The following is a 12,131-nucleotide window of genomic DNA, read 5'->3' on the forward strand; positions in this document are numbered from 1 at the left end:
AAAGCCCGAAGGCCGTCAACGACAGCCGGTCGCAGCCTCAACGGAGAGACCCATGAGCGAGCCCCACCTGACCCTGCGCCTGAAGGAAAGCGACGACGTTGCCGTCGCCCGGGCGGACATCCTGCCGGACACGCCGCTGCCCAGCGAGCAGGTGACCACCCGTGAGCGCATTCCCCGCGGGCACAAGGTCGCGCTGCGCAGGATTGCGGCCAACGAGCCGCTGCGCAAGTACGGCCAGATCATCGGCGTTGCCCGCCAGACCATCGAGCCCGGCGAACATGTACATGTGCACAACATGGCCATGGCCGACTTCGAGCGCGACTATGCCTACTGCGCCGACGCCACCCCGACCGACTTCGTTCCCGAAGCCGAGCGCGCCACCTTCCAGGGCTATCGCCGCGCCAACGGCGGGGCCGGCACGCGCAACTACCTGGGTGTGCTCACCTCGGTGAACTGCTCCGCCACCGTGGCCAAGGCCATCGCCGCGCGCTTCACGCCGGAACTGCTGGCCGCCTATCCCAACGTCGACGGCGTTGTGGCCCTGACCCATGGCACCGGCTGCGGCATGGCCGACAGCGGCGAAGGCTTCGCCAACCTGCAGCGTGTGCTCTGGGGCTATGCCGGCCATCCCAACTTCGCCGGCATCCTGCTGGTGGGCCTGGGCTGCGAGGTCAACCAGATCCCCTTCCTGCTGGATGCCTACAATCTGCAGCCCGGCCCGCTGTTCCAGACCATGACGATCCAGGAGATCGGCGGCACGCGGCGGACCATCGAGGCCGGGGTCGAGCGTCTGAAGGGCATGCTGCCCCAGGCCAATGAGGCGCAACGGACCACCATCCCCGCCTCCGAGCTGGCGGTGGCGCTGCAGTGCGGCGGCTCCGACGCCTACTCCGGCATCACGGCCAACCCTGCCCTGGGGGCTGCGGTGGACCTGCTGGTGCGCCACGGCGGCACCGGCGTGCTGGGCGAGACGCCGGAGATCTACGGCGCCGAGCATCTGCTCACCCGCCGGGCCGAGAACCGGGAGGTGGGCGAGAGCCTGATCGAGCGCATCCACTGGTGGGAAGAGTATACCGAGCGCAACGGCGCACAGCTCAACAACAACCCCTCCCCCGGCAACAAGGCCGGCGGCCTCTCGACCATCCTGGAGAAGTCGCTGGGCGCCGCGGCCAAGGGCGGCACCACCAACCTGGTCGACGTGCTGCGCTACGCCGAGCGGCTGCGCAAGCGGGGCTTCGTCTTCATGGACACGCCGGGCTACGACCCGGCCTCGGTGACCGGTCAGATCGCCGGCGGCTGCCAGCTCGTCTGCTTCACCACCGGCCGCGGCTCGGTCTCCGGCTTCAAGCCGGCGCCCACGCTCAAGCTCGCCACCAACACACCCATGTACCGCTCCATGGACGAGGATATGGACCTGAACTGCGGTGAGATCGCCGACGGCGACTGCTCGGTGCAGGAGATGGGCGAACGCCTCTTCCGTCTCTTCCTCGACACGGCCTCGGGCAAGCAGAGCAAGAGCGAAGAGTTCGATTTCGGGGACAACGAGTTCGTCCCCTGGCAGATCGGCGCGACCGTGTAGCGCAGGCTCTGCCTGGAATAGAGGACGACCGGGCCCCGCAGATCCCCGCTGCGGGGCCCGAACTTTAAGTCGGTACCTAGTGGCTTACCCGAGCCAACCGCCATCGATCACCATGGCCTGGCCGGTGGTGAAGGAGGCTTCCTCGCTGGCGAGATATACCGCCAGCGCCGCGATCTCCTCCGCCTTGCCCAGCCGGCCCATGGGCTGGCGCGCCACGAAAGTCGCCCGCACCTCCTCGGGATCGCCGCCCTGGCTGGCAATGCGCTCGTCCAGGGAGGGTGACTGCACCGTGCCCGGGCAGATGGAGTTGCAGCGGATGCCCCGGCCGACGAAATCCGCCGCCACCGCCTTGGTCAGCCCGATCACCGCCGCCTTGCTGGCGCCATAGGCGAAGCGGTTGGGCACGCCACGCAGGCTGGAGGCCACGGAGGCCACGTTGACGATGCTGCCGTGGCCCTGCTCCAGCATGGCGGGCAGGAAGGCCCGGATCATGCGGTACATGGCCGCCACATTGAGGTCGAAGGAAAAGGCCCAATCCTCTTCCTCGCAGTCGAGAATGGTGCCGTGGTGCACGAAGCCGGCGCAGTTCATCAGCACGTCCAGCGCGCCCAGTCGTTCCGCCATCGCCTTGATCGCCTGCGGGTCGCGCACATCCAGCAGCGCCGTCTCGATGCCCGGCGCCTCGCCCGGCAGGCTCGCCAGCTTGTCCGCGTTGATATCGGTCGCGATCACCCGCGCCCCTTCGGCAGCGAAGGCCAGCGCGGTCGCCCGCCCGATCCCCTGCGCCGCCGCCGTCACCAGGCACACCTTACCGGCCAGCCGCTCACTCATGCTCGCTTCTCCTTCTGTGCGAATCGCTTACTTCCTGTCTAGCCACATCACCCGGGTCGGAAAAGCATCCACTTGCACCGGATGCCGGACGCGACGAAGCTGAACACAGCAAACAGGGGAGGCATCCATGGCACGCTGGTTGACCGTCGGCGCGGCGCAACTCGGACCCATCGCGCGCGATGAAAACCGTCCCCAGGTGGTGGAACGCCTCATCGCCTTGTTGCATCAGGCCAAGGCCCAGGGCTGCGAACTGGTCGTCTTCCCCGAACTGGCACTCACCACCTTCTTTCCCCGCTGGTACTTCGAGAACCAGGCGGATGTGGATGCCTGGTTCGAGCGCGAGATGCCGGGGCCGCAGACCCGGCGCCTTTTCGACACTGCCGCGAAGCTCGGCCTGGGCTTTTCCATCGGTTACGCGGAACTGGTGGAGGAAGAGGGACGCACGCGGCGCTTCAACACGGCGATCCTGGTCGATCCCCAAGGGAATATCGTCGGCAAGTACCGCAAGATTCACCTGCCCGGCCACGATCAGCACGAGCCCTGGCGCCAGTTCCAGCATCTGGAAAAGCGCTACTTCGAGACCGGCAACCTGGGATTCCGAGCCTTCGATGCCTTCAGCGGGCGGCTGGGCATGTGCATCTGCAACGACCGCCGCTGGCCGGAGACCTACCGCGTCATGGGCCTGCAGGGCGTGGAAATGGTGCTGCTGGGCTACAACACGCCGGTGCACAACCCGCCGGCGCCGGAGCACGACGCCCTGGGCCTGCATCACAACCGCCTGGTCATGCAGGCCGGCGCCTACCAGAACGCCACCTGGGTGGTGGGCGTCGCCAAAGGCGGGAACGAGGAGGGCGTGCCGATGATCGCCGGCACCCAGATCATCGCCCCCTCAGGGGAAACGGTGGCTCAGGCGGCAACCGAAGGCGACGAGCTGATTACCCACCGCTGCGACCTCGACCTCGGCCGCTCCTATCGCAGCAGCGTCTTCGACTTCGCCCGCCACCGCGAACCGCAGCACTACGGCCTGATCACCGCCACCAAGGGACCGGTGGAGCCAGAGGAGGCGCAGCGGCTGGATGCGTCCCTGGGATCGGGGATCACCCCGCGCGGCGGGGCATGAGCACCGTGTAGTCGAGGTCGAGGACCAGCGCGGGATCGGGGCGACCCGCTTCGTCCTGGTCGGGGAAATCGGCGGCCCGGCGGTTCTTCAGGGCGAGCGTTCGCAGCCGCAGGGCGCCGAGATCGTTGCGTCCCGGCAGAGCCCATTTCTCCAGCACTTCCGACCAGGCAAAGAGCGTATCGCCGGCAAAGGTCGGGGCAACGTGGCGCCCGCCGTTGATGGCAGCGATGCGGATCCCATTGGCCAGGCCGTTGAAGGAGAGCGCGCGTGCCATCGAAATGATGTGGCCGCCATAGACCAGGCGCCTGCCGAAACGCCCCTCTGAGGCCAGAAGCTGGTCGAAGTGCACCTTGGCGGTGTTCTGGTAGAGCCGGGTCGCCATCTGGTGCTCGGCCTCTTCCAGGGTCATACCGTCGCTGTGGTCGATGCGCTCGACCGGTGCATAGTCCTCCCAGAGGTGGGGGCTGCCCGAGAGGCCCACGTCCCAGTCCCGCCCGTGCAGGCCCGTGGGCACCACCAGGTCCTCGGCTGCCACCAGCGGCGCAAGCTCGGGCACAACCGTCTCCGGCGCCGGGCTTTCCGGGTCCTGCTTGCGCACCAACACCCAGCGCTTGAAGCTCAGCACCGGCGCGCCGTCCTGCCGCCGGCCCAGCGTCTCGACATAGACGATGCCGCTGTCGCCGCTCGAGGTCTGCTTCAGGCCGATCACCCGGCTTTCGGCCGAGAGCGTGTCGCCGGCGTAGACCGGGGCGAGGAAGCGGCAGTCGGCATAGCCCAGGTTGGCGACCGCGTTGAGCGAGACCTGCGGCACCGACTTGCCGAAGACCAGATGGAAGACCAGCAGATCGTCCAGCGGCGCGGCTCTCAAGCCGTGGGACCGTGCGGCCTCGGCCGATGACTCCAGCAGGAAGCGCCCGCCGGTCAGCGCCAGGTAGAGCGCCGCATCGCCCTCGGTCACGCTGCGCGGCGTCGGGTGGCGCAACACCTCTCCCAGGCGAAAATCCTCGAAGAAATTGCCGCTGTCGGTCTTGGCCATGGCGTCAGTCCGCATCGGCCTCCAGTTCGGCGATGGCTTCCGCCAGGGCGACGCTGCGCTTTGCGGACTCCACATGCAGGTTCTCGACCAGCTTGCCGTCGAGCACCACCACGCCCTTGCCTTCGGCGACGGCGGCGGCATGGGCCTCGATGATGCGATGCGCCTGGGCTACCTCCTCGGCGGAGGGGGCGAAGACCTCGTTGGCCTTGGCCAGCGTCTTGGGGTGGATCAGGGTCTTGCCGTCGAAACCGAGCTGCTTGCCCTGCAGGCAGTGGGCAGCGAAACCCTCCGCGTCATCGAGATCGAGGTGGACGCCGTCGACGATCGCCAGACCGTGGGCGCGCGCCGCCAGAACGCAGAGCGAGAGCGAGGTGAGCACGGGCAGGCGCTCCGGCGTGTGCGCGGCGTTGAGATCCTTCACCAGGTCGGAGGTGCCCATGACGAGGCAGGTCAGCCGCTTGGACGCGCCGGCAATCTCGTCGGCGCGCAGAATGCCGAGCGGCGTTTCCATCATGCACATGATGCCCAGACTCTCGGGCGCGCCGGCCTGCACCATCAGGGCCTCGGCCTCCTGCACCATGGCGGCGGACTCCACCTTGGGCAGCAGCAGCGCGTTCGCTCCGGCCGCGGCCAGCGCCGCGATGTCGTCGCGCCCCCACTCGCTGTCCAGACCATTGGTCCGCACCACGATCTCGCGCCGTCCGTAGCCGCCGGCGCGCAGGGCCTCGACGATGTTCTCGCGCGCCTGGGCCTTGGTGTCCGGCGCCACCGCGTCTTCCAGATCGAGAATGAGCGCATCGGCCGGCAGGCTGCGCCCCTTCTCCAGCGCGCGGGTGTTGCTGCCGGGCATGTAGAGCATGGAGCGGCGCGGACGGGCATTCTTGAGCATGGAGTTCCTCCCTTGTTCGGAAGCGGCAGGCCGACAGCCGAAATTGGCACCTCACTCCCAAGCAAAAATGGCTATTGTCTGGGACCGCTGCGCCCGGCAGCTTGCGCTACCCCGTAACTGATTCGAAGCGAATGCCATGAACGTGCTGTCCGTGCAATCCCATGTGGCCTACGGCTATGTCGGCAACCGTGCCGCCGTCTTTCCGCTGCAGCGGCTGGGTTTCGACGTCTGGGCGGTGAACACCGTCCAGTTCTCCAACCACACGGGCTACGGCTCCTGGACAGGCGAAGTCTTCTCGGCCGAGCATGTGCGCAACGTGATCGACGGCATTTTCCAGCGCGTGGAACCCGCGGCCTGCGATGCCGTGCTGTCCGGCTATCTCGGCGATGCGGACCTGGGCGAAGCCATTCTCGAGACCGTGGCAAAGGTCCGCGCAGCACGTGGCGATGCGATCTACGCCTGCGACCCCGTGATGGGGGACGTTGGCCGCGGCATCTTCGTGCGTCCCGGCATTCCGGAGTTCATGCGTGAGCGCGCCCTGCCCGCGGCGGACATCGTCATTCCCAATCAGTTCGAACTCGAGCTGCTGACCGGCCACAAGGTCTCCACCCTGGAGACGGCGCTTTCCGCCGCGCGGGCCGTGCAGGCACGGGGACCGAAGATCGTCGTCATCACCTCGCTGCGTCATGAACGCACGCCAGACGATACGATCCAGATGCTGGCCGTCTCACCGGAGGGAGCCTGGCTGGTCTCCACGCCCTTCCTGCCGCTGGAGCCGCCGCCCAATGGTGCCGGGGACGCGGTGACGGCCCTCTTCCTGGCCCACTATCTGAAAAGCAACCGCTCCGTTCCCGAAGCACTCTCCGGCATGGCTGCGGCGATCTACGAGGTGATCGCCACCACCAACGCGGCGGGCACGCGCGAGCTGCAGTTCATCGCCGCCCAGGAAGGTCTGGTCAGGCCCAGGCGCAGCTTTAGAGCAGAGCCCGTGACCTGACCCCTGACCGTTTCCCCTACTCCGCCGGCTGTGGCTGAACCTTCCCGGCAAGGGCGGCGTCTTCCGCCGCCAGGGCTTCCGCCTTGGGCACCGAGAGCCAGACGGCGAGCATGAAGCCGCAGGCGCCGCCCAGGAGCTTGCCCAGCAGCAGCGGCAGGATGATCGTCGGCTGGAAATTGGCCGCGAAGGCCAGGTGATCGCCGAAGGCAAAGGCCGCGCAGACGGCAAAGGCAATGGCCAGCACCTTGTCGCGCGGCTGCATGCGCTCGATCAGGCGGTACATGGCAATGATGTTGGCAATCGCGGCCAGCAGCCCCGCCGCGCCCTCCGGCGAAACACCGATGCGTGAGCCGATGGCCTCCATCGGGCGAGCCAGATACTTGGTCAGCAGATAGACCATCGGGAAGGCACCGGCGAGCATGATGCCGATGTAGCCCGCGATCTCCAGCGCACGGAACTGATCCTCCTCGTCAGCGATGATCGGGTCGAAGCCCCAGCCGCCAAAGAGGGTGGAGAAGAGGCCGGTGAAGTACTCGACGATGGAGAAGGCCAGCACCAGGGTGATGCCGGCATACATGATGCGCCCGAACCAGAGGAAACCGGCAATCATCGCGTCAGGCGCGAAGCGCAGGCCCACGGCAATCGCGACACAGAAGACGATCAGCGGCAGAAGATTGCGCAGGATATCGCCGATGGTGAGCATCATCTCGTAGCTCGCCGCGCTGCTGGCGGAGATGTCAGGACGGACATTCAGGCCGACCAGCGCGATCAGCACGCAGGTGATGAAGACACCCACCGGCACGCTGAGAATGCCGGACATGATCCCCAGCGCCATGTACTTGTGGTCGGACTTGGCCAGCATCGCCAGGCCGACGGGGATGGAAAAGATGATGGTCGCGCCGGCCATGTAGCCGACCACGGCCGCCATGATCCATGCATCCCGACTGCCGGCCAGCGCATCGGCCAACTGATAGCCGCCCATGTCCACGGCGATAAGCGTCGTGGCCGCGATCGCCGGATCGGCGCCGATGGCCGCGAAGACCGGCCCGGCAACGACGCGGATGAACTCCGAGAGATAGGGAATCGAGGCCATGATGCCCGCCACCGGAATGAAAATCGGTCCGATGGAATGCAGGCCCTCAATGAACTCCTTGCCCAGCCCGCTTTCCGAATCCCGGATCGAGGCGATCGCCCCGGCGACCGCGCAGGCCATGATGATGTAGATGACGAAGGTACCGATCTGTTCCATGATCTTCCCCTCTCGCCTCCCTTGTCTTGTTTATGATCTTCGTGTCCCTGCGCCGGGTCAGGCTTTCACCTTCTCCAGCCGGGGGTCGTACAGCGGGCCGTCGTGCAGCCGGGCAGGAACCGCTTCATTGGCGACGACCAGTTCATAGCGCCCCGATCCCACGAAGGCGTCATCGACTCCTGCAGGATGGTTGACGTAGCCGTAGCCGACGGGACGACCGATGGTGTAGCCGAAGCCGCCGCTGGTCAGATAGCCCACCGACTCACCGTCGCGCAGGATTGTTTCCCGCCCCAGCAGCACCACCGCGGGATCTTCGGTGGTGAAGCCCATCAGCGTGCGGCGCAGCGGCTGCTGCACCGCCTGCTCGCAGGCATCGCGCCCCAGGAAGGGTCGGCCGCTGCGCAGTTTCACCGCCCAGCCGAGCCCAGCCTCGAAGGGATTGTCATTGGGCGTGATGTCGGAGCCCCAGGCCCGATAGCCCTTCTCCAGGCGCAGGGACTCCAGTGCGCGGTAGCCCACGGGACGCAGCTCGCAGGCAAACCCGGCGGCCATCAACGCGTCGAAGACCTCCGCCGTGCCCTCCAGCGGCACATGCAGTTCCCAGCCGAGTTCGCCGACATAGGTCACGCGCAGCGCCCGCACGCTCACGCCGGCGATGGTGAATTCGCGCAGATGGCCGAAGGGAAAGGCGGCGGTTCCGACATCCGCATCGGTTACGGCCGCCAGGACCTCCCGGGCGCGCGGGCCCATGAGCGACAGCGTACCCCAGGCCTCGGTGACGTCGAGCAGCGCAGCATCGGCCCCGCTGGGGATGTGGTCGCGGATCCAGGCGAAGTCGTGGGTCCGGAAACCGGTGCCCGTCACGATATAGAAGTGATCCTCGGCCAAGCGCCCGACCGTCAGATCGCACTCGATGCCGCCGCGGCTGGTGAGCATCTGTGTGTAGGTGAGGCGCCCCACCGGACGGGTGACGTCGTTGGCGCAGATGTAATCGAGCGCGGCCAGCGCGTCGCGCCCCTTGAGTTCGAACTTGGCGAAGGAGGACTGATCGAAGAGGCCTACTTTCTGGCGGACATGGGCGTGCTCCTCACCCACCGCCTCGAACCAGTTCTGCCGGCCCATCGTGGGGCGATCAACGGGCTCCACACCCGGCGGTGCGAACCAGTTCGGCCGCTCCCACCCCAGCTTCGAGCCGAAGACGGCATTGTGGGCCTTGAGCCGTTCGTAGAGCGGCGAGACGATGTAGGGACGACCGCTTTCATACTCCTCGAAGGGAAAGCCGATGGCGTAGTGCTTGCCGTAGGCCTCCAAGGTCCGTTCCTTCACCCAAGTGCGGTCGTGGTGCAGGTCAGCGAAGCGCCGGATGTCCACCACCCAGAGATCGAGCGGCGCCTCGCCGCGCATGATCCATTCCGCCAGCGCCCAGCCAGCCCCGCCGCCGGCAGCGATGCCGAAGGCGTTGAAGCCGGCGCCGACGTACATGTTGGCGCACTCATGCGCCCGGCCGAGGATGAAGTTGCCGTCCGGGGTGAAGCTCTCCGGGCCGTTGATCATCTGCTTCATGCCCGCGGTGTTCAGGGCCGGCACCCGCTCCACCGCCTGGGTCATGTGCTGTTCGAAGTGATCGAAGTCGTCGTCGAATAGCTGGAATTCCCAGCGCTCAGGCACGTCGCCGCCGGGCAGCCCCGTATCCCAGGCCTGTGGATCGGGCTCATAGCCGCCCATCACAAGGCCCCCCACCTCCTCCTTGAAGTAGATGCGCCGGTCGGGATCGCGCACGGTGGGCGTGTCGGAGCGCAGCCCCTCGATGGCTTCGGTGACGATGTACTGATGCTTGACCGGTTGCAGTGGCACGGAGACCCCGGCCAGGGCGCCAAGCTGGCGCGCCCACTGGCCGGCGCAGTTCACCACCGTCTCGCAGGCGATCGGGCCCCGGTCGGTCTCCACGGCGGTGATCCGCGCGCCCTCCATGACGAAGCCGGTGACCCGCACGCCTTCAAACAAGCGCGCGCCGTTCATTCTGGCGCCCTTGGCCAGGGAGGCGGTGATGTCCGAAGGGCTGGCCTGCCCGTCGCTGGGCAGCCAGGAGGCGCCGACCAGGTCCGAGGTGTCCATCAGCGGCCAGAGGCGCTTCACCTCCTCCGGCGAGATCAGGTGCATCTCCATGCCGAAGCTGCGCGCCGTGGTGGCCAGCCGCTGGTACTCGGCCCAGCGGTCCTCGTTGGTGGCCAGCCGCAGGCAGCCGGTCATCTTCCAGCCGGTTTCCAGACCCGTTTCCTCGTGGAGACGCCTGTAGAGATCGACCGAGTACTTGAGCACGCGGGTGATCGAGGCCGAGGAGCGAAGCTGGCCGACCAGCCCCGCCGCGTGCCAGGTCGAGCCCGAGGTCAACTGCCCCTGCTCCAGCAGCACCACATCCGCCTTATGGTCGCGGGCCAGATGATAGGCAGTGGAGCAGCCAATGATGCCGCCGCCGATGACGACAACCTGGGCGTGGGCGGGAAGGCTCTGAGTCATGATGCGGGGCGTCCGTAGCGGCTGTGGTAGGCATCGAGCGCGGCCGCGAGCCGATCCAGGTTCTCCTGGATATAGGCTTGGTAGTCCGTCCCCGGCGCGTTGAGATAGAGTTCCGAGACCATGCTCCACATCGCCTCGCGCAACAGCGAGGCGCACTGCATGGCCACAAGCGAGCGGTGCAGGTCCTGGTCCGGCCGGCGGTCGAAGTAGAGGCCGAGCAGTTCCTCCGACTCCTCCGCCGAGCAACCGGCGTTCGAGGTCACCCCTGCCAGGTCGAACATGGCCGTGGAGAAGCCGGCATACTCGAAATCGATCAGCCAGAGCCGCTCGCCGTCATCGAGCAGGTTGGCCGGCAGCAGGTCGTTGTGGCCGAAGACGATGGGCAGCGGCACCTGGGCCCGCTCGAGTTGGTCGGCCAGCTCCAGGTATCCGTCCAGGTACGCGGCCATCCGACTGCCGCCTTTACGCAGGGTGCGTGCATAGTCGCGTATGACGTGGAAGGGCCAGAACATGAAGCCCGGGCCATAGACGTGCTTGGGCATTTCCTGGTGGAACGCGCGCAGCAGCGGGCCAACCCGGTCCAGGGCCGCGCGCACGTCCGCCTCGCCGTAGGTCTTGGCGCCGTCGATGTAGCGCGAGACCATCACCCCGGGCCGGGCGTACTCCAGGGCGGGCGCGAAGCCCGCAGCCTCGGCAGCGCGGGCTGTCATGGTCTCGCGCTCGCGGAAAACGTGGTGAAAGGGATAGTCCTTGCCGAAGCGCACCACATGACGCCCCCGGCCGTCGCTCACCAGCCAACTCTCATTGCTGATGCCGCCGAGCAGCGGCTCGATGCCGATCTCCCCCTCCCAGATGGGAAGGGCCCGGATGCGGGTTTGACTGTCGGTCGATTGCTCCGTCACGCCGTTGATGCCTCCCGTGAGCCTGTCACTCTCTTATGCGGGAAGCATTGACGCGGCTCTTATCACTGTCAAACGATTCTTGTGGTTTTATGACCTATTCTTTGCCAATCTGAGGCAGAAAACCAAGTTAACAGTCATAATACCACAAGCCACAGCAGACACACCCTCAGCCCATGCCGCCCTCTCCCCGCCATGCACGGATACTTGCGCTCCTGGAGGCGCAGGGCACGGTCAGCGTCAGCACCTTGGCCGACCGGCTGGGCGTCTCCCTGGAAACCATACGCCGTGACGTGAAACCCCTGGCCGATCAGGGACAGGTGATCCGCATGCACGGCGCAATCGGCCTGCCGGCCGTGGTGGGCGAGGCACCCTTCGAGCGCCGCATGCGCCGGAACCGTGCCGCCAAGGAGGCCATCGCCCGCCGCGCCGCGGCCAGCATCGCCGACGGCCAGTCGATCATGCTCGACACCGGCACCACCACCAGCCTGCTGGCCCGGGCGCTGCTCGGCCACCGCCGCCTGATCGTGGTCACCAACAGTTCGGACATCGCCCGCACCCTGGCCACAGTGAACGGCAACAGGGTCTACATGGCCGGCGGCGAACTGCGCAGCGACAGCGGCGCCGCCTTCGGCATGTCGGCCATCGAGTTCATCAGTCGCTTCACCGTGGATCACGCCGTGATCTCAGCTGGTGCGCTGAGCGCTGAAACCGGCGTGATGGACCACGATCTGGCAGAAGCCGAATTCGGCCGCGCGGTGCTGGCGCAGGGCCGACGACGCCTGGTCGTGACAGATGCCTCCAAGTTCGGGCAACAGGGGCTGGTGCAGGTCTGCGCCTTTGCCGAGCTCGACGAGCTCATCGCCGACAGCAGCCCGGAGGGCGCGCTGGCAGCCGCGCTCATCGAGGCCGAGGTGCAGATATCGGTGGCCGAGGTCGAAGGCTGACAGCGCAAAACTGTGCGAGTGCTAACGCATCGCACTTTCATAGCCGCCACTGGGCTGCTATTTCTCA

10 protein-coding genes are annotated in these 12,131 nt (G+C 66.9%); 4 read left to right on the plus strand and 6 right to left on the minus strand.

Going from position 1 to position 12,131, the window contains the following annotated elements; genetic code table 11:
- The first annotated feature begins 52 nt into the window (after nucleotides 1–52).
- A complete protein-coding gene (locus ABZ720_RS07465) occupies nucleotides 53–1,579 on the plus strand; it encodes a UxaA family hydrolase (protein WP_366554889.1) in 1,527 nt (508 codons plus the stop codon).
- 84 nt (nucleotides 1,580–1,663) lie between these two features.
- Here ABZ720_RS07465 and ABZ720_RS07470 read toward each other — a convergent pair whose 3' ends face one another.
- Nucleotides 1,664–2,410 carry an SDR family oxidoreductase gene (locus ABZ720_RS07470; protein WP_366554890.1) on the minus strand — a complete coding sequence of 249 codons (747 nt, stop codon included), beginning with the start codon at nucleotides 2,408–2,410 and terminating at the stop codon, nucleotides 1,664–1,666.
- Nucleotides 2,411–2,537: 127 nt separating this feature from the next.
- On the opposite strand from ABZ720_RS07470, the gene ABZ720_RS07475 reads away from it, so the two are divergent.
- A complete protein-coding gene (locus ABZ720_RS07475) occupies nucleotides 2,538–3,530 on the plus strand; it encodes an N-carbamoyl-D-amino-acid hydrolase (RefSeq protein ID WP_366554891.1) in 993 nt (330 codons plus the stop codon).
- Here the strand turns inward: ABZ720_RS07475 and ABZ720_RS07480 are convergent.
- Both ABZ720_RS07480 and ABZ720_RS07485 read right to left on the minus strand, forming a co-directional pair.
- A complete protein-coding gene (locus tag ABZ720_RS07480; protein WP_366554892.1) occupies nucleotides 3,508–4,566 on the minus strand; it encodes a MaoC family dehydratase in 1,059 nt (352 codons plus the stop codon). The genes ABZ720_RS07475 and ABZ720_RS07480 overlap by 23 nt on opposite strands.
- Nucleotides 4,567–4,570: 4 nt before the next feature.
- The gene (locus ABZ720_RS07485) at nucleotides 4,571–5,455 is read right to left on the minus strand and encodes an HpcH/HpaI aldolase/citrate lyase family protein (RefSeq protein WP_366554893.1); all 885 of its coding nucleotides are present in this window, start codon (nucleotides 5,453–5,455) and stop codon (nucleotides 4,571–4,573) included.
- A 136-nt stretch (nucleotides 5,456–5,591) separates the two neighbouring features.
- On the opposite strand from ABZ720_RS07485, the gene pdxY reads away from it, so the two are divergent.
- The gene (pdxY, locus tag ABZ720_RS07490; protein WP_366554894.1) at nucleotides 5,592–6,452 is read left to right on the plus strand and encodes a pyridoxal kinase PdxY; all 861 of its coding nucleotides are present in this window, start codon (nucleotides 5,592–5,594) and stop codon (nucleotides 6,450–6,452) included.
- Nucleotides 6,453–6,468: 16 nt separating this feature from the next.
- On the opposite strand, the gene eutH is transcribed toward pdxY, so the two are convergent.
- Genes eutH through ABZ720_RS07505 form a run of 3 tightly spaced genes read right to left on the minus strand, consistent with a single transcriptional unit; the run spans nucleotide 6,469 to nucleotide 11,120 of the window.
- Nucleotides 6,469–7,701 (minus strand): ethanolamine utilization protein EutH, encoded by a 1,233-nt coding sequence (gene eutH, locus ABZ720_RS07495; protein WP_366554895.1) that lies wholly within the window; start codon nucleotides 7,699–7,701, stop codon nucleotides 6,469–6,471.
- A 57-nt stretch (nucleotides 7,702–7,758) separates the two neighbouring features.
- Nucleotides 7,759–10,218: a GcvT family protein gene (locus tag ABZ720_RS07500; RefSeq protein ID WP_366554896.1), complete on the minus strand. Its 2,460-nt coding sequence runs from the start codon at nucleotides 10,216–10,218 to the stop codon at nucleotides 7,759–7,761.
- On the minus strand, nucleotides 10,215–11,120 hold the full coding sequence (locus tag ABZ720_RS07505) for a phosphotransferase (protein ID WP_366554897.1): 906 nt from the start codon (nucleotides 11,118–11,120) through the stop codon (nucleotides 10,215–10,217). The genes ABZ720_RS07500 and ABZ720_RS07505 overlap by 4 nt, the downstream gene beginning before the upstream one ends.
- Nucleotides 11,121–11,293: 173 nt before the next feature.
- Here ABZ720_RS07505 and ABZ720_RS07510 point away from each other — a divergent pair, with 173 nt between their 5' ends.
- Nucleotides 11,294–12,064: a DeoR/GlpR family DNA-binding transcription regulator gene (locus ABZ720_RS07510; RefSeq protein WP_366554898.1), complete on the plus strand. Its 771-nt coding sequence runs from the start codon at nucleotides 11,294–11,296 to the stop codon at nucleotides 12,062–12,064.
- Nucleotides 12,065–12,131 lie beyond the last annotated feature (67 nt).

The sequence above is a fragment of the Aquibaculum sediminis genome (genome assembly GCF_040712085.1).
GTDB classification, from domain to species: Bacteria; Pseudomonadota; Alphaproteobacteria; order Kiloniellales; family DSM-21159; genus Aquibaculum; species Aquibaculum sediminis.

Bases quoted from the DNA above. Each gene is read 5' to 3' on its own strand.
- eutH (WP_366554895.1), bottom strand. From the start codon at position 7,701: ATGGAACAGATCGGTACCTTCGTCATCTACATCATCATGGCCTGCGCG.
- ABZ720_RS07480 (WP_366554892.1), bottom strand. From the start codon at position 4,566: ATGGCCAAGACCGACAGCGGCAATTTCTTCGAGGATTTTCGCCTGGGA.
- ABZ720_RS07500 (WP_366554896.1), bottom strand. From the start codon at position 10,218: ATGACTCAGAGCCTTCCCGCCCACGCCCAGGTTGTCGTCATCGGCGGC.
- pdxY (WP_366554894.1), top strand. From the start codon at position 5,592: ATGAACGTGCTGTCCGTGCAATCCCATGTGGCCTACGGCTATGTCGGC.
- ABZ720_RS07510 (WP_366554898.1), top strand. From the start codon at position 11,294: ATGCCGCCCTCTCCCCGCCATGCACGGATACTTGCGCTCCTGGAGGCG.
- ABZ720_RS07485 (WP_366554893.1), bottom strand. From the start codon at position 5,455: ATGCTCAAGAATGCCCGTCCGCGCCGCTCCATGCTCTACATGCCCGGC.
- ABZ720_RS07475 (WP_366554891.1), top strand. From the start codon at position 2,538: ATGGCACGCTGGTTGACCGTCGGCGCGGCGCAACTCGGACCCATCGCG.
- ABZ720_RS07470 (WP_366554890.1), bottom strand. From the start codon at position 2,410: ATGAGTGAGCGGCTGGCCGGTAAGGTGTGCCTGGTGACGGCGGCGGCG.
- ABZ720_RS07465 (WP_366554889.1), top strand. From the start codon at position 53: ATGAGCGAGCCCCACCTGACCCTGCGCCTGAAGGAAAGCGACGACGTT.